The sequence below is a fragment of the Pseudomonas syringae group sp. J248-6 genome, assembly GCF_032586995.1.
In the GTDB taxonomy this organism is placed as follows: Bacteria; Pseudomonadota; Gammaproteobacteria; order Pseudomonadales; family Pseudomonadaceae; genus Aquipseudomonas; species Aquipseudomonas amygdali.
In genome coordinates, this window is the sequence record NZ_JAWHOP010000002.1 from 56,902 (window position 1) to 75,654 (window position 18,753).

Genomic DNA, 18,753 nt, shown 5'->3' on the forward strand with positions numbered 1-18,753 from the left:
CGGAGCAGGCATTTGTCGCGAGGTTCGATTCACGCAAAAAGTCTGGCGTAATCAGAGCCTGCGGTTGCGGTTCTGAATGGCGCGACTCTGCATGGCGACCTTGATCAGTGGCGTCAGCGTGATGCCGAGCTTCAACAGGCGACCCAGCAGGCTGGTGCGTCCGGTCTTGGCACGTTTGCCGCTCAGAAACCCCAGCAGGGCGACCGAGCCCACGCCCCAGAGTGGCGCGTGGCGAAAGCCGAGCGCGCTTTTCCAGTCATGGCGGATCCCGCGAAAGCGTTGCAACGGCTGTAACAGTTGCGTCGATTCGTGACGAATTTCCTGACGGTGCATCTCCATGCGCAGGCGGATCAACGCCTTGCGCAGTTCCCGACGGGTATTGCTCTGGTGCGACTTGGGTTCACTCATGGCATCAATCGCTCGCGGTCGTTGGCCAGCTCTTCGAGGGTTGCGTGGAATGGCGACGACTCATCGAAAATCGCGGCCTTGAGGCGCAACCCGCAGAAGATGGCGGCCAGCAGGTAGAACGTGCACAGGCCGACGATACCCGCCAGGCGATAGCTGTCCCACAGAACGATCAGCAACAAGGCCGAGAGCCCGGTGAGCAGCAGCAGACCGAAAACCAGCGCCAGTCCCGCGAACAGCAGCAGGCTCACGGTGCGTGCCTTCTGCTCCTGCAATTCGATGCCGAACAGTTCGACGTGCGTGTGCAGCAGGCCAAGGAATGCAGCGCCAAGACGCCGCGGTGAAGAGCCCGGAGTTCCCTCGGGCGGTGCTGATTCCGTTCCCAGAGTCATGATGTTAGCGCCTTGTAGCCAGCAGACCGATCAGAAAGCCGACACCTGCGGCGATACCGACTGATTGCCAGGGGTTGTTCTGAACGTAATCTTCGGTCGCGATCACAGCAGCCTCACCGCGCTCGCGAAGCGAGTCTTCAGTGGTCTTCAGGGTTTCCTTGGCACGTAGCAGGCTCTCACGAATCTGGGCACGCAGTTCATCGGCCTGATCACCTGCCAGCGATGCGGTATGCGCCAGCAATTTCTCAGTGTCGGCAACCAGTACCTGGAAGTCGGCTCTCAGGATTTCCTGAGCATTCTGTGCGGTTTGGCGGGCCATGATTTTCTCCGTTTGGGTGGCATATGGATGTTTCGAGTACAGGTGATTCCTGAAGGTTCACTTCGATTGCCGTCTGGTGTCCAATCAGGCTGTGGGCTGCCGCTGCACCTTACTCCAAAAGTATCTGTCAGGAAAAACCGCAACGTGTTGAAGATTGGGGTTCCGTATTTCTGGCCATTGGCTATGCTCCACACGCGTGATCACGTGCATGGCGCGCGATATAAGAGCTGAATGGAGAGAGGCATGGAGCGGCTGTATTCCCTGCAGGGCCTCAGGGGCATAGCTGTCCTGGGTGTGGTGTTGTTTCACATGATGTCGGTAGAGAGCAAGTTTTCCGGTGGCGACATCCTTCTGCCGCCGCTGCTCGATTTTTTTCAGTTGGGTGTCGATCTGTTTTTCGTCATCAGCGGTTTCGTGATGGTGATTGTCAGCCGTGGCCGTTTCCAGAGCGGGGTCGAGGCGCGACGCTTTCTATTCAACAGGGTGTCGCGGATCTACCCCACGTACTGGCTGTACTTTTTCATTACGCTGGCGGTGTACCTGGTGCAGCCGGGCATGGTCAACAGCGGGCATGGGTCTTCCAACTTGCTCATGTCGTTCCTGCTGCTGCCCAACGATAAAGTGCTGCTGGTGATGGTGGCCTGGTCGCTGCTGTTCGAACTGTGGTTCTACGTCGTGTACTCAGGCTTTCTGTTGTTTCGTGAACGCAGCGTGCCGCTTTTGCTCGGCGGCTGGGCGCTGATCATTGTTGTGTTCAACGTGCTGGCCGACTGGCAGGACTATTCGCCCGCACTGAAGATCATCCTGCATCCCTATGCCCTTGAATTCATTCTTGGTGCAGCGCTGGCATTGTTCTTTTATGGTCGGCACAGCGCGCGCGTGCCGACAGCTGCCGTCCTTGCGTCGTTGGGTGGTGCATTGCTGCTGGGTGTGCCCCTGATCGGTTACTTCCGGTTATACGACAGTCAGGGCTTGCTGCGCATGCTCATGGTCGGAGGGACGTTCGGCCTGCTGGTGCTGACCCTGGCCCTGCTTGAACGGCGTCGACAACTGGTTGTGCCTGGGTTTCTGGTCGCTGTGGGCGACATGTCCTACACGATCTACCTGTCTCATCTGCTGGTGCTGGGGGTGATCGGGCGGGTGTGGAGCCTGGTCGGTGCCTGGCCCGAAAGCTATCTGGACAACCTGTTTTTCGCGCTGCTGATGATGGCGGCAGCGGTGTGTTACGGCTGGGTCGGTTACCGTTGTTTCGAGAAACCGGTATTGGACCGCGCCAACGCGTTCAGCAAGACGCATTTCCGGATGTCGACGTGATCCCCGGGTGCGCCTAGAATAATTTTCGGTCGTAGAGGATTTGCCGAGGATCAATTCATGCCGCCCGAATGCCAGCTGTTCAGCACCCTGGGATGCCCGCTGTGCGAGGTTGCCGAAGCGGTTTTACTGCCGTTCGCCATCGAGCACGGCCTGCTGGTTGAGCTGGTCGACATCTGCGAGGATGAGCAACTGCTTGAGCGCTACGAGTTGCGCGTTCCGGTGTTGCGTCGAGTCGACACGGGTGATGAGCTGGACTGGCCATTTGACGCGCCTCAGGTGGCGTCGTTTCTGAGCCGCTGAGCTGCCTTGTCGTTGAGCTGCATTCCCTTTCACTTACCGGACACGACGCGCAGTGAATATCGATACACGCATCAAATTTCGCCACCTGGTCTGCTTTCTCGAAGTGGCCCGGCAGGGCAGCCTGGCGCGTGCCTCCGACGTTCTGGCGATCAGTCAGCCTGCGCTGTCAAAAAGTCTCAAGGAACTGGAAACCCTGCTGGCCACCACCTTGTTTGTGCGCAGCAAGAGCGGTGCGGCGCTGACCGAAGCGGGCGTGGCATTCATGCGTTTCGCCGGGCCGAGCGTCCAGGCCCTGCGTGAAGGTGTCAGCAGCCTGCGCTCGGGGGAGCACGAAACTGTCACCGCCCGGCTGGGCGTGCTGTCCACGGCTGAAAGCCTGTTGGTTCCGGAGGTGGTCCATCGTCTGCACGAGCGCCACCCCGCGCTGATCGTCAGCGTGATGACCGGGCCCAGCGCGTATCTGCTGTCGCAATTGAGGGTAGGGGAACTGGATCTGGTGGTCGGGCGCATGACAGACAGCCCGCAGATTCAGGGCCTGACGTTCGAGCATCTGTACAACGAGTCGATGACGCTGGTGGTGCGCAACGATCACCCGTTACTGGCCGCGCCGCTCAAGCCTGAAAGTCTGGAGCAATTCCCGCTGGTGCTGCCGCTGGCGGGCACCACCATCCGCAAGTTTGCCGACAGTCTGTTCGTACAGTGCGGTATCCGCATGCCACGTCAGCGCCTTGAAACACTCTCGCTCACCCTGAGCCGCCGCTATGTGCAGTGCAGCGATGCGGTGTGGATCGCGCCACTGGATGCTGTGTCGCTGGAGTTGAAAGGCGGCACGCTGGTGGAGCTGGACATGGGTATTCGTGAGCCGGGTGGTTCGGTCGGTTTGTGCAGCAACCCGGCTTTGCCGCTGACACGCGCGGCGCAATGGTGTGTGGATGAGCTACGAGGCGTCGGAGAGATCTACCGCAAAGCGCAGTATGCATAACCATTTGGTTATGGATGGCCGGTTTTATTTCAATTCTCTGTAAGTATGGATCGCGCGACACTTCGCCGCAGCCTGTAGCGCATGTAACCCACGCCTGCGCGCCCCATAAGAAAAACGAGGAGAACGCCATGTCTGCCGCGGACAACAGCCGCTTCGTCATTCGTGACCGAAACTGGCATCCAAAAGCTCTCACCCCTGATTACAAGACCTCGATCCTGCGCTCGCCGCGTCAGGCGCTGGTCAGTATCCCGCAGTCCATTTCCGAGACCACCGGCCCGGATTTCTCGCATTTGAAGTTTGGCCAGCACGACAACGATCTGCTGCTCAATTTCAACAACGGCGGGCTGCCCATCGGTGAGCGCATCCTGCTGGCCGGGCGGGTCTGTGATCAGTACGGCAAGCCTATTCCGCATACCCTGGTGGAGATCTGGCAGGCCAATGCCGGCGGGCGTTATCGCCACAAACGCGATGCTTATCTGGCACCCATCGACCCCAACTTTGGCGGCGTAGGGCGAGCACTGACCGACAGCGAAGGCAATTACAGCTTCCGCACCGTCAAGCCAGGCCCTTACCCGTGGCGCAACGGTCCCAATGATTGGCGCCCGGCGCACATTCATGTGTCGATCAGCGGCCCGTCGATTGCCACACGCCTGATCACCCAGCTGTATTTCGAAGGCGATCCGCTGATTCCGATCTGCCCGATCGTCAAGGCCATCGCCAATCCGGACGCCGTGCAGAGCCTGATTGCCAGGCTTGACCTGGGCATGGGCAACCCTATGGATTGCCTGGCGTACCGCTTTGATATCGTGTTGCGCGGCCAGCGCAAGACTCACTTCGAAAATTGCTGAGGAGGCCCGACATGCCCGTTCAATTGCTGCAGGAAACCCCTTCGCAAACCGCTGGCCCTTACGTCCACATCGGTCTTGCACCACAGGTGGCCGGCAATCCGACCCGCGAGCTGGAAATCTGGAACGAGATGGCCAGGCCCGAGGCGCCGGGCGAGCATATCGTGCTGCTGGGCAACGTCTTCGACGGCAACGGTCATCTGATCCGCGATGCGTATCTGGAATTCTGGCAGGCCGACCATCAAGGCGCGTATCACAGCGAATTCGACCCGGACAGGCCGTTCAACGGCTTTGGTCGCACAGCTACCGCGGACGATGGCCAATGGATCCTCAAGACCATCAAGCCAGGCTCGGCACGTAATGCGGCCGGGGTGCCGATGGCGGCGCACATCAATGTTTCGCTGTTTGCCCGCGGTATCAATATTCATCTGCAGACGCGGCTGTATTTCGATGACGAAGCCCAGGCGAATGCGCAGGACCCGGTGCTCAATCTGATCGAGCAGCCCCCGCGTCGCGAAACCCTGGTGGCGCGCCGTTGCACGCACGAGGGGCAGACGGCCTATCGTTTTGATATCCGTGTGCAGGGTGAAGGCGAGACAGTGTTTTTCGATTTCTGAATCGCTTGTCGATTCAGAAATCAATGTGCGTGCGTTTCAAGGCGCCTGCATCGGCAGGCGACCCTATAAAAATAAAAGGACACCTTCATGACGCTTTCCGCCAGCAGCCCTGCGTCGAGTACGCTCGACGTTCAGGCCTTCATCAATGCGCAACCGCTGTCCGGCTATCAATGGCGAGTGGTTGCGCTGTGTTTTCTGATCGTGTTCCTCGACGGTCTTGATACCGCCGCAATGGGCTTCATTGCACCCGCGCTCAGCCAGGATTGGGGAATCGATCGGGCCAGTCTGGGGCCGGTGATGAGTGCCGCGCTGATCGGCATGGTGTTCGGTGCGCTGGGTTCCGGCCCGCTGGCCGACCGGTTCGGCCGCAAGGTGGTGCTGGTGGTCGCGGTATTCCTGTTCGGTCTGTTCAGCCTGGCGTCTGCCTACAGCAGCAACATTGATCAACTGCTGGTATTACGCCTTCTCACCGGGCTGGGGCTCGGTGCCGCGATGCCCAATGCCACCACGTTGCTGTCGGAATACACCCCGGAACGGCTCAAGTCGTTGTTGGTGACGAGCATGTTTTGCGGTTTCAATCTGGGCATGGCCTGCGGCGGTTTTGTCTCAGCCAAGCTGATCCCCAGCATGGGCTGGCACAGCCTGTTGATGCTGGGCGGTATCCTGCCCATCCTGCTGGCGGCGGTGCTGATGGTCTGGCTGCCGGAGTCGGCGCGGTTTCTGGTGGTACGCAATCGCGGTGCAGAGCGGATTCGCAAAGTGCTGGCACCGATTGCGCCGAAGGCGCTGGCTGGCATCACCGATTTCAGCGTTCCTGAACAGAAAACGGTCAGTAGCCGCAACGTGCTGAAAGTGATTTTCTCCGGTACATACAGCGCTGGCACGCTGTTGCTGTGGCTGACGTATTTCATGGGCCTGGTGATCGTCTACCTGTTGACCAGCTGGCTGCCGACGTTGATGCGCGACAGTGGCGCGAGCATGGAGCAATCGGCGTTCATCGGTGCGCTGTTCCAATTCGGCGGGGTACTGAGTGCAGTGGGAGTCGGCTGGGCAATGGATCGTTACAACCCGCATAAGGTCATTGGTCTGGCCTATGCGCTGGCGGGGGTGTTCGCCTGGCTGGTCGGGCAGAGTCTGGGCAATGTCGCCCTGTTGGCCACGCTGGTGCTGCTGGCCGGGATGTGCATCAACGGTGCGCAGTCGGCAATGCCGTCGCTGGCGGCGCGTTTCTACCCCACTCAGGGGCGTGCAACGGGGGTGTCGTGGATGCTCGGGATAGGTCGCTTCGGTGCCATTCTCGGTGCCTGGGCCGGTGCCACCCTGCTGGGCCTTGGCTGGAGCTTCGAGCAAGTGCTGACGGCGCTGGTGGTCCCGGCCGCCCTGGCCGCGATAGCGGTACTGATCAAGGGCTGGGTCAGTCATTCGGACGCTACCTGAAACCTTTCAATCTGGAGTGGTGATGTGAACAGAGCGAGCAATCAACTTTTCGATGCCTACTTCATGCAACCCGAAATGCGCGAGATCTTTTCGGATGAAGGCCGGGTGCAGGGAATGCTCGATTTCGAGGCTGCACTGGCTCGGGCACAGGCACGAGTAGGCCTGATCCCGCCCGAGGTGGTCGCTGACATCGAGCTGAGCTGCGACGCACGGCTGTTCGATTTCGACGCGCTGGCAATGGCCATCGGCAGCGCCGGCAATTCGGCGATTCCGCTGGTCAAGGCGCTGGGCAAACAGATTGCCGCACGCAGCGCTGAAGCCGAGCGCTACGTGCACATGGGCGCGACCAGTCAGGATGTGATGGACAGCGGTCTGATCCTGCAACTGCGTCGAGCCATCGTACTGCTTGAGCATGATCTTGCTCGACTGGCCGATGCGATGGCTGAGCAGGCACAGCGTCATGCTGGCACGCCGCTGGCTGGACGCACCTGGCTGCAACAGGCCACGCCGGTCACCCTGGGGATGAAAATCGCCGGCTGGCTGGGCGCGGTCACTCGTCATCGACAGCGCTTGAACGAGATCAAACCACGCCTGCTGTGCCTGCAGTTCGGCGGTGCTTCCGGCAGCCTCGCGGCGCTGGGCGATCAGGCCTTTTCGGTGGCCGAAGCGCTGGCCGGTGAATTGCAACTGGCGTTGCCCGAGCAGCCCTGGCACACCCAGCGTGACCGACTGGTAGAGTTTGCCGGTCTGCTGGGCCTGATCGCCGGTAGCCTCGGCAAACTGGGGCGCGACGTGAGCCTGCTGATGCAGACCGAAGTAGGCGAGGTCTTCGAGCCTTCGGCCCCGGGCAAGGGCGGATCTTCGACCATGCCACACAAGCGCAACCCGGTTGGCGCTGCCGTCATGATCAGTACAGCCACCCGCGCCCCGGGGCTGGTCGCCACCATGTTCGCGGCCATGCCGCAGGAGCATGAACGCAGTCTGGGCCTGTGGCATGCCGAGTGGGAGACTTTGCCGGAGCTGTGTTGCCTGGTTTCCGGTTCGCTGCAACAGGCGTTGCAGGTGCTACCCGGCCTGCAGGTCGATGCCGAGCGCATGGCGATCAATCTGCAGTCCACCAAAGGGCTGGTGCTCGCCGAGGCAGTGAGCATTGCGCTGGCTCAGCGTATCGGGCGCGACGCTGCCCACCATCTGGTAGAGCAGTGCTGCCGTCGTGCGGTAGAGCAGGGCGCGCTTTTGCGTCAGGTGCTTGGCGAAACCCCGCAAGTCAGCGAGCAGTTTTCTTCCGACGAGCTGGATCGTCTGCTTGATCCGTCCCATTACCTTGGCCAGGCCCGACAATGGGTCGAGCGTGCCGTGGCTGAACACACAAGGATTTTCCGATGACCGAAGACGAACGTTACCAAGCCGGCATGCAGGTGCGCCGTGCGGTGCTGGGCGATACGCATGTCGATAACAGCCTGAGCAAACTGACGCCGTTCAATGAAGAATTCCAGGAGATGATTACCCGTCACGCCTGGGGTGATATCTGGACCCGTCCGGGGCTGCCACGCCATACCCGCAGTCTGATTACCATTGCGATGTTGATCGGCATGAATCGCGAGGGCGAATTGCGCCTGCACCTGAAGGCCGCAAAAAACAACGGCGTGACCCGTGAAGAGATCAAGGAAGTGCTGATGCAGAGCGCTATCTACTGCGGCATTCCGGCCGCCAATGCGACGTTCCACCTGGCTGAAGCGGTATGGGATGAAATGGGGGTGGAGTCGTTGAAGGAGGATTGAAAAGTCGCATGACAAGGAGCGCTGCAGCGAAATGTCATGCCTTACCCGCGTTCACTGCCCATATGAAAGCGCTGTTTTATCACGAAGTCGGGCCTGAATCTCACTGACTCGCAGAACCAGCGCGTAGCGCCACAAAGAGGACGCAGAGCGTCCAGAACTGCATGCCGACGCGGAGCGTCGGCACGATAGTCAGTTGAATTTCTGTATAACGATGAGTGATCAACCGTGGCGGCGTTCTTTGTTTTTAGAGCAGCGACAGCGGGTAGCTGACGATCAGGCGGTTTTCGTCGAACTGGTTGGTGTTGTAGTCACGACGCATGGTCGAGTTGCGCCATTTGAGCGACAGGCTTTTGAACGCGCCACTCTGGAACACGTACGCCAGCTCGGTTTCCCGTGCCCACTCTTCGCCGTCGGTGATAGCGCCGGTGTGTACATTGTCGCCGCTGATGTAGCGGTTCATCAGGGTCAGGCCGGGTGCGCCCAGGGCTGCGAAGTCGTAGTCATGGCGCAACTGCCAGGATTTTTCCCTGGCGTTGTCGAAGCTGGAGTTGTAACTGTCGTTGGCCAGTGTACCGCCGCTGGTGCCGTTGACGCGCATCCAGGCGCTGTCGCCGCTGACCTTCTGCAAACCCAGGTAAAAGGTGTTACCGCCGTGCCGTGCCGAGAGCATCGCTGACCAGGTCTTGTTGTCCAGATCCCCGGCCAGCGACTGGCCATCGTCCTTGCCCTGGAAGTAGCCAAGGTTGGCACCCAGCGTCCAGCTGCCCAGCGGCTGGCTGTGCAGCAGGTTGAAATATTGCTGGTGGTAGATGTCTTCAAGCTCGGCGTACCAGACCCCGACCTGAGTGCGTTTGTCGTTGAAAACGTACTCGCCGCCGCCGAAGTTGAAACGGTCTGAGGTGAACGCTGAGCGGCCGTTCAAGGACATGTCTTCCATGCTGGCGTCGTTGCGCGGGCTGTTGCTGCGGAACTGGCCGCCGTACAGGGTCAGGCCGTCGATCTCCTTGGAGGTGATCTGCCCGCCCTGAAAGGTTTGCGGCAGCGAGCGGCCGTCATCCGAGCGCAGGATCGGCAACACGGGCATCCACTCGCCGACCTTCAATTCGGTCTTCGAGAAGCGCGCCTTGCCCGCCACTGCCAGTCGTCCGAAGTCGTCGGCCGGGCGTCCATCGCTGTGGATCGGCAGCAATTGCGTGCCGCCTGTTCCCTTGCCGCCGTCTAGCTTGAGCGAGTAAAGGCCCAGCGCATCCACACCAAAGCCAACGGTGCCTTGGGTGAAGCCGGAGCGGGCATCGAGGATGAAGTTCTGCGTCCACTCCTCGGCGTAGTTCTGCGCATTGGCCGGGTCGACGAAGTTGCGGTTGATATAGAAGTTGCGTAGGTTCAGATTGACCTTGGCGTCTTCGACGAACCCGGCAGCATTGCCGCTGATGGGTGTCAGGTTTGCAGCAATGGCCGCAGACAGACCGCAAAGGAGTTTGCAGGAGGAATTGGCGCGCATGGAACAGACCTTTTTTGTAGTTATTGAGTCGTGTAGCTGGCTACGATAGTGAAAGGCCGGAAGGTGCCGTGCAATTGTGAAATAACTGTTTCGGGCGATTATCGAACGTTAATGAACCGGTTCGAACATTTTGTGGAGGGCGTTGCAAACGTGTGTGCGATGCTCACTGGTCTGTAGATACGGGTCTGTAAACATAGGCGGCGTGCTCTGGCGTTTTCGGCCACGGCGTCCGGCTGCTGAAACTTGAACAAGGAAGCGCGATGAGCACTGCCAGCACGCCTTTGTCCGGCGTCAACCAACCACTGAAAGGGATTGGTTTCATTCTTCTGGCGACTTTTCTGTTCGCCAGTCACGACACACTCTCCAAGTACCTGTCCGGCTTCTATCCGATCATTCTGGTGGTCTGGGCGCGCTATCTGGTGCACACGCTGCTCATGGCCTGCATCTTCATGCCATCGGCGGGGTTGCGCGTGCTGCGTACCAAGCGTCCCGGCTTGCAGGCATTGCGTGCGCTGGCGCTGTTGGGCACCAGTCTGCTGTTTACCAGCAGCCTGATGTTCATCCCGCAGGCAGAGGCGACGGCGGTCAACTTTCTCGCTCCGTTGCTGGTCACGGCACTGTCGGTGCCGCTGTTGCATGAGCGTGTGACGCGCGGGCAATGGGTTGCGGTGGTTGTCGGGTTTATCGGGGTGATGATCATCATTCATCCGGGGGGCGAGCTGTTTACCCCGGCGATTCTGCTGCCGCTGTCGTCAGCCTTGTGCTTTGCGCTGTATCAACTCCTGACGCGGCTGGTCAGCCCGTTCGACAGCCCGACCACCAGCAACTTTTTTGCCGGGCTGTTCAATACCCTGTTGATGAGCGCGCTGGTGCCGTTCTTCTGGGAAGTGCCTGCGCTTAAACATCTGCCGTTTCTGCTGGCGCTGGGGGCATGTGGTATGTCGGCCCACTTGCTGCTGACCCAGGCCTTCCGCTTCGCCGCCCCGGCAATGCTCGCACCGTTCAGCTATTGCCAGATCGTGTTTGCCGGGCTGCTGGGTTTCGTGGTGTTCGACCACATGCCATCACCTACCGCACAGGCAGGCATCGCCATCATCTGCCTAAGCGGCCTGGCGGCGGCTTGGCAACAGCGGCGTAAGGGTGGGTGATGAGCTGTTCCTTCGCACGAATACACAAATCTGACTGACTATCGTGCCAATGCTCCGCGTTGGCATGCAGTTCGTGACGCTCTGCGTCATATCTGTACCGCAGCACAACGTAGTGTCTTGCGCGCAATCACTGTGCATAGATAAAGCGCTTTTTTATCGCGGTGGCACTGACGACGCAGAGTGCGACCTTAGTGACGGCTGAGTCCTGGCGCTGATCCGGGGGTAGCCTGGCAGGACGCCAGGCTAGCCGCACCGGACCATGGATGGTCCGTTGCGGCGACCCCCGGATCAGTGACAGGGCGAAGGAACCCGACGAAGTCGGGCCGGAAACAGGAGCGAGGGGATTTGCCTACTTTGGCCCCATCAAAGTAGGTCGCCGAGGGGCGAAAAGGTGACCTGATTCGACCCCCAATCCACCTGAAACCACAGAACCGCTTTGTGACGCGGAGCGTCACGAACTGCATTCCCACGCGGAGCGTGAGGAACGAGCGGCGTCCGGGATAACAAAGGTGACCTGAGTCGAACCTCAATCCACCTGAAACCACAGAACCGCTTTGTGACGCGGAGCGTCACGAACTGCATTCCCATGCGGAGCGTGAGGAACGAGCGGCGTCTGGGATAACAAAGGTGACCTGAGTCGAACCTCAATCCACCTGAGGTCGCAGACCCACGAGAGGCGTCCGGGAGAGCACTTTTCGTCACTCTGCGCAAAGCGTGGGGACAATAGCAAAAAGGCCCGGTCACTGAGTGAGCCGGGCCTTTATGACGGTGTCAGACGATTACTCGCTGAGCGTCGGCACCTTGCGCGGGGCCATGAAGTACAGCCAGATCAACGCGATGAAGTACATCGCCGGGATCATGGTGAACAGCACGTTGTAATTGTTGTTGGTGGCGGTCAACACGGCACCGACAATCTGGGTCATGAACATACCGCCAATGGCCGCGCACATGCCGCCGAAGCCGAACACGGTACTCATCATGTGCTTGGGCGTGTAGTCCATCACCAGGCTCCAGATGTTTGCGGTCCAGGCCTGATGCGCACCTACCGCAAGCGAGATGGCCAGTACCGCCACCCACAGGCCGCTGGCGTTGGCGGCGAATACCACGCTGCAGATCGTGATGGCAAAGATCAGCATCGACAGCAGACGCGCAGTGGTCGCACGCATGCCGCGCCCGATCAGCCAGGAGGACAGAATGCCGCCACCCACACTGCCGAAGTCGGCGGTCAGCCAGATCAGGATCAGCGGGATGCCCATCTGCGTCACGCTGATCCCCAGGTTGTATTGCTGATTGAGAAACGGCGGTAACCAGTACAGGTAAAACCAGAACACCGGCGCAGTGATGGCGTAAGCCAGCGCGAACGCCCAGGTGCCGCGCATCTTCAGAATGCCGGTGAAGGGCACCTTGACTGGCGCAGGTTCGACCTCCTGGTTGATGTAATCCAGCTCGGTCTTGCTGACGGTCGGGTGCTCTTCGGGGTTGTAATATTTCAAGCGCCACATGATGACCCAGATCAGCCCCAGCGAACCCATCGCTAGAAAGGCAGCCTGCCAGCCCCAGACGGTAAGGATCAGCGGCAGCAGCGCCGGGGTCAGCATTGCACCGACGTTGGTGCCAGCGTTGAAAATACCAGTCGCCACTGCACGTTCACCTGCGGGGAACCACAGGCGTGTGGTCTTTACACAGGCCGGGTAGTTGGCCGCCTCGGTCAGGCCCAGAATGAACCGGCAGACCATGAAGCCCACGGCGGAAGTTGCTAGGCCGTGGGCGCCGGTTGCCAGGCTCCACAGCAGCACCGCGAGGAAGAACGCGCGCTTCACGCCGACCTTGTCGATGAAGCGGCCTTGCAGCACGAAGCCGACCGCGTAACCGACCTGAAACCAGAAGTTGATGTTGGCGTAGTCCATCGCCGTCCAGCTCATTTCCTTGGCGAGGATGGGCTGCATGACGCCAAGCGCCGCCCGGTCGATGTAGTTCAGCGTGGTGGCGAAGAACACCAGGGCGAGCATGCCCCAGCGCGTCTTGCCTACGGCGAGTGCGCCGCGGATCTTTTCGCCCATCCCGGCACGGGCGGCCTGGGCGACAGGGTTGGTCTGGGTGTTAAGCATGATGTTCTAACCATCCGTTCCAGGACTGTGCTGCTGGCAACAGTCGGACTGAGAAGTCCACTCGATGCAGGCGTTGTGCAGGTAAAGTGAAGTCGTAGAACCGTGATTCGACTGGCCTGTTGACTCAGGCTGTCATCGAGACGATCCGTCGGGCCGACAATTTACAGGTTGGGCCGCGCAAGTGTGTTGGAATGTTTCAGGCGACGCAGATCCGCGCCGGGCTTTTGGCCGGACGAGTTCGTTGAACCTGACGTCTGGGGAGACGGACGGGCGAGCGGGCGAGCAAAGCGAGAGGGGTGCACATGAGCAATGTTCCTGTTTTTTGAATTGTTATGGGTTGCTGCTGATGAAGCAAAAGATCAAAACGTTTGACTGCGGGTCTACCCTGCAATGTGATGCTGATGTTGAGCATTGCGCGATACAGCGTCAATTGAGTAAGACGGCTTTTGTTCGATAATCGAACGTAAAACTAACCGGTTCGTACACTTTATGTTGCTGTAGTATTTTGACAGGCAAATACTTTACTCGCACCTCTGAATAAGGCCGGGAAAGGCCAGGAATGCGGTGCTGTCCAGTCGTGACCGAAACAGGTCGCGTTCATCCAGGAGCTGAAAAGCATGCAGCGTTCAATTGCTACCGTATCCTTGAGCGGTACTCTGCCCGAAAAGCTCGAAGCCATCGCCGCAGCCGGCTTTGACGGCGTCGAGATTTTCGAAAACGACTTGTTGTATTACGACGGTAGCCCACGCAACGTCAGGCAGATATGTGCCGATCTGGGCATCGCCATTACCCTGTTCCAGCCGTTCCGGGATTTTGAAGGCTGCCGCCGTGATCGCCTGCAGCGCAATGTCGACCGTGCCGAACGCAAATTTGATCTGATGCAGGAACTGGGCACCGATCTGGTGCTGGTCTGCAGCAATGCGTCTGCCGATTCGGTGGGCGACGAGAACATTCTGCTGGATGACCTGAGCCTGCTGGCCGAGCGTGCCGGAGCCCGTAACCTGCGTGTCGGTTATGAGGCGCTGGCCTGGGGCAAGCATGTGAACACTTGGCAGCAGGTCTGGAACCTGGTGCGTCAGGTTGATCATCCGGCACTTGGGGTGTTGCTCGACAGCTTCCATACCTTGTCACTCAAGGGCGACCCGAGCGCGATTGCGCAAATTCCGGGTGACAAGATCTTCTTTGTGCAAATGGCCGACGCGCCGATTCTGGCCATGGATGTGCTGGAGTGGAGCCGCCATTTCCGCTGCTTCCCCGGTCAGGGCGAGTTTGATCTTGCCGGTTTCCTCGCGCCGATTCTGCGCAGCGGCTACACCGGTCCGTTGTCGCTGGAAGTGTTCAACGACGGTTTCCGTGCCGCCCCGACTCGCGCCAATGCGGCGGACGGTTTGCGTTCGCTGCTTTATCTGGAAGAAAAAACCCGCCAGTTGATGGCGCGTGACGAGCCAGCCGCTGCGCCTGAAATACTCTTCAACCCGCCCGCTGCCAGCGCTTACAACGGCGTCGAGTTTCTGGAATTTGCGGTCGACGAGAGCCACGGCGCGCGCCTGTCAGGCTGGCTGCAACGGCTGGGCTTTGCCAAGCTGGGTCAGCATCGCTCCAAGGCGGTCAGTCTGCTGGGGCAGGGTGATATCAAGATTGTGCTCAATGCCGAACCCTATTCTTTTGCCCACAGCTTTTTCGAGGCCCACGGGCCGTCGTTGTGCGCCACTGCCTTGCGCGTCGATGACGGCCATCAGTCGCTGGAGCGTGCGCGGGCTTTCAAGGGCCAGCCGTATCGCGGGCTGGTCGGGCCCAATGAGCGGGAGATTCCTTCGGTCCGCGCGCCCGACGGTAGCCTGATCTATCTGGTTGATAACGCTGCGCCCGGAGAATCGATTTACGACAGCGATTTTGTCGTCGACCCGCAAGCGGTTGCCAAGGGTGGTTTACAGCGTATCGACCACATGGCCATGGCGCTGCCCGCTGACAGCCTGGACAGCTGGGTACTGTTCTACAAAAGCATTCTGGACTTCGAGGCCGATGACGAAGTGGTCTTGCCCGACCCCTATGGTCTGGTGAAAAGTCGTGCCCTGCGCAGCCGTTGCAGTACCGTGCGCCTGCCGCTGAACATTTCCGAGAATCGCAACACGGCCATTTCCCACGCGCTGTCGAGCTATCGCGGCTCTGGGGTGCACCACATTGCGTTCTCCTGTGAAGACATCTTTGCCGAGGTCAGCCGCGCCAAGGAAGCGGGGGTGCCGTTGCTGGACATCCCGCTCAATTACTACGACGACCTGGCAGCCCGCTTCGATTTCGATGAAGAGTTTCTCAGCGAACTGGCGTATTACAACGTGCTTTATGACCGCGATGCGCAGGGCGGCGAGCTGTTCCACGTCTACACAGATGCCTTCGACGGGCGCTTCTTCTTCGAGATCCTGCAACGCAAGAATGGCTACGTGGGCTATGGCGCGGCCAACGTGCCGGTGCGTCTGGCGGCGATGGCCAAGGCGCGCAATGTGGCAGCGCGTCAGGCGCGGCTGTAAGGCGAGACCGACAGTAGAGCTGCTGCGAGGGTTCGAATCCCTCGCAGCTTCCCTCTGCCTGCGGTCAGCTTCATACTTCGCGCATTACCCGTGGTCATGAGCCAACAATGAAAAAAATCGACTCCGCCGTTGCCGTTGAACCTGCCGCTACCGTGCCCAAGGGCCGCAAGAACAATCCGGAAAAAACCCGCGAAGACATTCTTCAGGCTGCTGTCGCCGAATTCGTTGCCCACGGTCTTACAGGCGCGCGCGTCGATGCCATCGCCGAGCGCACTAAAACCTCGAAACGGATGATCTATTACTACTTCGGCAGCAAGGAGCAGCTGTATGTCGAAGTGCTGGAAAAACTCTACGGTGCGATTCGCAACACCGAGAGCGAGCTGAACCTGAGTGAGTTGGAGCCTGTCGAGGCGATTCATCGCGTGGTGGAGTTCACCTTCGATCACCACGACAGCAACGTCGATTTCGTCCGCATCGTGTGCATCGAAAACATACATTACGGCGAGAACGTCAAACAGTCCGATTCGATCCAGGCCAAAAGCCAGAACATCATCAGGGCGCTCGACGGCATCCTGCGTCGCGGCGAGGCCAGTGGCTTGTTCCGCGATGGCGTACATCCGGTGGACCTGCACCTGATGATCAGTTCGTTCTGCTTCTACCGGATTTCCAACCGCCATACCTTCAGCGAAATTTTCCAGATCGAGCTGTGGAGCGAGGAAGTCAAACAGCGTCACAAGGCGATGATTTGCGACGCTGTGCTGCGTTATCTCAAGCGCTGAGGTTTACAGCGTATGGAAGTGCGCCATCATCCGTTCTGCATCGGCTGACTGGCCACTGAACAATTCGAACGCCTTGACCGCCTGAAACACCGCCATGGTGCTGCCATCCAGCGTGCGGCAGCCCAGTGCACGGGCATGCTTGAGCAGTTCGGTTTCCAGCGGGAAGTAGATGATTTCCGCGACCCACAGCTCAGGGCGCAGCAACTCGACCGGCAACGGCGTACCTGGCAGTTTGGTCATGCCGACCGGCGTGGTATTGACCAGGCCATCGGCTTTGGCCATCGCGGCAGGCAAATCGACACCCACCTGCGCCCGTCCGGCACCGAAATGCGCGTTGAGGTTGTCCACCAGGCCTTGTGCGCGTTGCGGCTCGACTTCGAATACCGTCAGGCATTCGACGCCAGCGCTCAATAACGCATGAGCCACGGCAGCGCCTGCGCCACCTGCGCCCATTTGCACCACCTGCTGACGTGGAGCCTTGTCCAGGCCGCGTTGGAAGCCTTCGGCAAAGCCCAGGCAGTCAGTGTTGTGACCGATGCGCTTGCCGTCCTTGAACACCACGGTATTCACTGCGCCGATACCGCGGGCTTCGGCGGACAGCTCGTCGAGTAAGGGGATAACTGCCTGCTTGCACGGAAAGGTGATGTTCAGGCCGGTGAAGCCGCAGTTTTGCGCGCTTTCGATAAGCCGGGGCAGGGCGCTGATGTCCAGTTGCAGGGCGTCGATATCAATCAGCCGATACAAGTAGCGCAGGTTCTGTGCATCGCCTTCGTGCTCGTGCATGGCGGGCGTTCGCGAGGCCTGGATACCCGAGCCGATCAGGCCGGCGAGAACGGATGTTTTTTCAGCATGGGTCATAGAATACGTCTCTTGTTTTTGTGCCACTGCCCGGTCCAGAGCAGGTGTTGAGCGGAATGTACCAGATGGTTAATAGTGCCGCAGGTGGCAGGCGATTACTACGCAGCGATGTTGTGCGGTGATCGCACTAATCAGTGATAATCCACGGCCAGCCGCTTCAGATCAGCCAGAGTTCACGCCGCACATGCCCGATTCCGTTTTCAGCGCCGCACAGCAACAAGCCAGCACGTTGTACCTGCCACCGGGCGCGTGGGCCACAGTGCTTGATTGCCTGTGCGCGAAATTCACCGCCATCAGCCGCGAACAATGGCTGGACCGTATTGCCCGTGGGCGGGTACTGGACGAAAACGGCAGGGCCATCGCGCCTGACCTTGCTTACCGCGAGGGCCTGCGCATTCACTATTTCCGTGAGGTGCCCAATGAAACGCCGATCCCGGTGCTCGAAACGATTCTGTACGCCGACGAGCATCTGGTGGTGGCGGACAAACCGCACTTTTTGCCCGTGACACCCGCAGGCGAGTACGTCGAGCAGACGTTGCTGCGCCGTTTGATCCATCGCCTGGGCAACCCCGATCTGGTACCGCTGCACCGTATCGACCGGCACACCGCGGGGCTGGTGCTGTTTTCCGCCAACCGACAGACGCGCTCGGCTTATCAGGCACTGTTTCCCACCCGGCAGATCGACAAGTTCTACCAAGCCATTGCGCCAGCGCTGCCGGGCCTGGAGTTTCCACGTTTGCACGAAAGCCGTCTGGTTGAAGGCGAACCGTTCTTTCGCATGCAGGAAGGAGCAGGGGCGAGCAATACCCGGACGCAGATCGAGGTGCTCGAGCGGCAGGATCAATTGTGGCGGTACGGGCTTTATCCGGTGACCGGCAAGAAACATCAACTACGCGTGCACATGGCAGCGCTGGGCGCGGGGATCTGCAACGATCCGTTCTACCCGGACGTGGTAAAAGACCCTGTCGACGATTATCAAAACCCTCTGAAGCTGCTGGCCAAGGGCTTGCGCTTCATCGACCCGCTCAGCGGTGAACAGCGTCAGTTCGAGAGCCTGCTTGAACTCGACTGGTAAGCGCTAAAGCCGGGCTGACGGCCAAAAAAAACCCGCACTCGGCGGGTTTTTCCAAATCAGTCACGCGACGCCCGGATCACAGATCCTTGACGGTACGTACCTGATCCTTGTTGATGCGGGTCTGCTTGCCGTCGAGTTGCTTGAACTCGTAGAAGCCCGATTCTTCATCGTACTTTGGCGTGTCGACAGCCTGGATTTCACGACCATCGTTCAAGGTGATCACAGTGGGCGATGCGCAGCCGGCGAGGGAGGCAATGCTCAATGCAAGCAGGAAGGCAGCGGGAAGGGTCCGTTGTTTCATTACTGTGTCTCCAGATGGATTCTTGATTTACTGAACTCTCAGACGGATACACCGTCGGCAAAGTTC

At 59.6% G+C, this 18,753-nt stretch carries 19 protein-coding genes; 12 read left to right on the forward strand and 7 right to left on the reverse strand.

The features are described from left to right. Positions 1 to 51: 51 nt before the first annotated feature. Genes RYC17_RS02300 through RYC17_RS02310 form a run of 3 tightly spaced genes read right to left on the reverse strand, consistent with a single transcriptional unit; the run spans position 52 to position 1,116 of the window. Positions 52 to 408, reverse strand: a complete 357-nt coding sequence (locus tag RYC17_RS02300; protein ID WP_002553116.1) for a hypothetical protein — start codon at positions 406 to 408, stop codon at positions 52 to 54. After that, the gene (locus tag RYC17_RS02305; RefSeq protein WP_002553117.1) at positions 405 to 797 is read right to left on the reverse strand and encodes a phage holin family protein; all 393 of its coding nucleotides are present in this window, start codon (positions 795 to 797) and stop codon (positions 405 to 407) included. Before RYC17_RS02305 ends, RYC17_RS02300 begins: the two co-directional genes overlap by 4 nt. A 4-nt stretch (positions 798 to 801) precedes the next feature. Further along, the gene (locus RYC17_RS02310) at positions 802 to 1,116 is read right to left on the reverse strand and encodes a YqjD family protein (RefSeq protein ID WP_002553118.1); all 315 of its coding nucleotides are present in this window, start codon (positions 1,114 to 1,116) and stop codon (positions 802 to 804) included. Between the two features lie 243 nt (positions 1,117 to 1,359). Here RYC17_RS02310 and RYC17_RS02315 point away from each other — a divergent pair, with 243 nt between their 5' ends. From RYC17_RS02315 to pcaC, 8 genes are all read left to right on the forward strand, one after another. After that, positions 1,360 to 2,430 carry an acyltransferase family protein gene (locus tag RYC17_RS02315; protein ID WP_122281140.1) on the forward strand — a complete coding sequence of 357 codons (1,071 nt, stop codon included), beginning with the start codon at positions 1,360 to 1,362 and terminating at the stop codon, positions 2,428 to 2,430. A 57-nt stretch (positions 2,431 to 2,487) separates the two neighbouring features. Continuing rightward, positions 2,488 to 2,730, forward strand: coding sequence for a glutaredoxin family protein (locus tag RYC17_RS02320; RefSeq protein WP_003315616.1), 243 nt, complete (start codon positions 2,488 to 2,490; stop codon positions 2,728 to 2,730). A gap of 52 nt (positions 2,731 to 2,782) precedes the next feature. Continuing rightward, positions 2,783 to 3,712, forward strand: a complete 930-nt coding sequence (gene pcaQ / locus RYC17_RS02325; RefSeq protein WP_316902445.1) for a pca operon transcription factor PcaQ — start codon at positions 2,783 to 2,785, stop codon at positions 3,710 to 3,712. Between the two features lie 128 nt (positions 3,713 to 3,840). Beyond that, positions 3,841 to 4,560 (forward strand): protocatechuate 3,4-dioxygenase subunit beta, encoded by a 720-nt coding sequence (pcaH, locus tag RYC17_RS02330; protein ID WP_003366939.1) that lies wholly within the window; start codon positions 3,841 to 3,843, stop codon positions 4,558 to 4,560. A gap of 11 nt (positions 4,561 to 4,571) precedes the next feature. Beyond that, positions 4,572 to 5,174, forward strand: a complete 603-nt coding sequence (gene pcaG / locus RYC17_RS02335; RefSeq protein ID WP_003366941.1) for a protocatechuate 3,4-dioxygenase subunit alpha — start codon at positions 4,572 to 4,574, stop codon at positions 5,172 to 5,174. Positions 5,175 to 5,261: 87 nt separating this feature from the next. Then, entirely contained in the window at positions 5,262 to 6,611 is a 1,350-nt protein-coding gene (locus tag RYC17_RS02340; RefSeq protein ID WP_058408908.1) for an MFS transporter, read from the forward strand. Between the two features lie 24 nt (positions 6,612 to 6,635). Then, positions 6,636 to 7,997, forward strand: a complete 1,362-nt coding sequence (locus RYC17_RS02345; RefSeq protein WP_316887244.1) for a 3-carboxy-cis,cis-muconate cycloisomerase — start codon at positions 6,636 to 6,638, stop codon at positions 7,995 to 7,997. Then, positions 7,994 to 8,392 (forward strand): 4-carboxymuconolactone decarboxylase, encoded by a 399-nt coding sequence (gene pcaC / locus RYC17_RS02350; RefSeq protein WP_054079414.1) that lies wholly within the window; start codon positions 7,994 to 7,996, stop codon positions 8,390 to 8,392. Before RYC17_RS02345 ends, pcaC begins: the two co-directional genes overlap by 4 nt. Positions 8,393 to 8,636: 244 nt before the next feature. On the opposite strand, the gene RYC17_RS02355 is transcribed toward pcaC, so the two are convergent. Next, complete coding sequence (locus RYC17_RS02355) at positions 8,637 to 9,893, reverse strand: OprD family porin (RefSeq protein ID WP_316902447.1); 1,257 nt, start codon at positions 9,891 to 9,893, stop codon at positions 8,637 to 8,639. A 260-nt stretch (positions 9,894 to 10,153) separates the two neighbouring features. Between RYC17_RS02355 and RYC17_RS02360 the strand changes: the two genes are divergently transcribed. Then, on the forward strand, positions 10,154 to 11,041 hold the full coding sequence (locus tag RYC17_RS02360) for a DMT family transporter (RefSeq protein WP_002553127.1): 888 nt from the start codon (positions 10,154 to 10,156) through the stop codon (positions 11,039 to 11,041). 779 nt (positions 11,042 to 11,820) lie between these two features. On the opposite strand, the gene RYC17_RS02365 is transcribed toward RYC17_RS02360, so the two are convergent. Beyond that, the gene (locus tag RYC17_RS02365) at positions 11,821 to 13,149 is read right to left on the reverse strand and encodes an MFS transporter (protein WP_316887241.1); all 1,329 of its coding nucleotides are present in this window, start codon (positions 13,147 to 13,149) and stop codon (positions 11,821 to 11,823) included. 617 nt (positions 13,150 to 13,766) lie between these two features. On the opposite strand from RYC17_RS02365, the gene quiC reads away from it, so the two are divergent. After that, a complete protein-coding gene (quiC, locus tag RYC17_RS02370) occupies positions 13,767 to 15,674 on the forward strand; it encodes a 3-dehydroshikimate dehydratase QuiC (RefSeq protein ID WP_058400195.1) in 1,908 nt (635 codons plus the stop codon). Positions 15,675 to 15,781: 107 nt separating this feature from the next. Next, positions 15,782 to 16,453 carry a TetR/AcrR family transcriptional regulator gene (locus tag RYC17_RS02375; RefSeq protein ID WP_010212247.1) on the forward strand — a complete coding sequence of 224 codons (672 nt, stop codon included), beginning with the start codon at positions 15,782 to 15,784 and terminating at the stop codon, positions 16,451 to 16,453. A gap of 3 nt (positions 16,454 to 16,456) precedes the next feature. On the opposite strand, the gene RYC17_RS02380 is transcribed toward RYC17_RS02375, so the two are convergent. Beyond that, the gene (locus RYC17_RS02380; RefSeq protein ID WP_058400196.1) at positions 16,457 to 17,311 is read right to left on the reverse strand and encodes a shikimate dehydrogenase; all 855 of its coding nucleotides are present in this window, start codon (positions 17,309 to 17,311) and stop codon (positions 16,457 to 16,459) included. 184 nt (positions 17,312 to 17,495) lie between these two features. On the opposite strand from RYC17_RS02380, the gene RYC17_RS02385 reads away from it, so the two are divergent. Beyond that, a complete protein-coding gene (locus RYC17_RS02385; RefSeq protein ID WP_230018301.1) occupies positions 17,496 to 18,386 on the forward strand; it encodes a pseudouridine synthase in 891 nt (296 codons plus the stop codon). A gap of 76 nt (positions 18,387 to 18,462) precedes the next feature. Here RYC17_RS02385 and RYC17_RS02390 read toward each other — a convergent pair whose 3' ends face one another. Further along, positions 18,463 to 18,687 carry a YgdI/YgdR family lipoprotein gene (locus RYC17_RS02390; protein WP_002553129.1) on the reverse strand — a complete coding sequence of 75 codons (225 nt, stop codon included), beginning with the start codon at positions 18,685 to 18,687 and terminating at the stop codon, positions 18,463 to 18,465. Between the last annotated feature and the right edge of the window lie 66 nt (positions 18,688 to 18,753).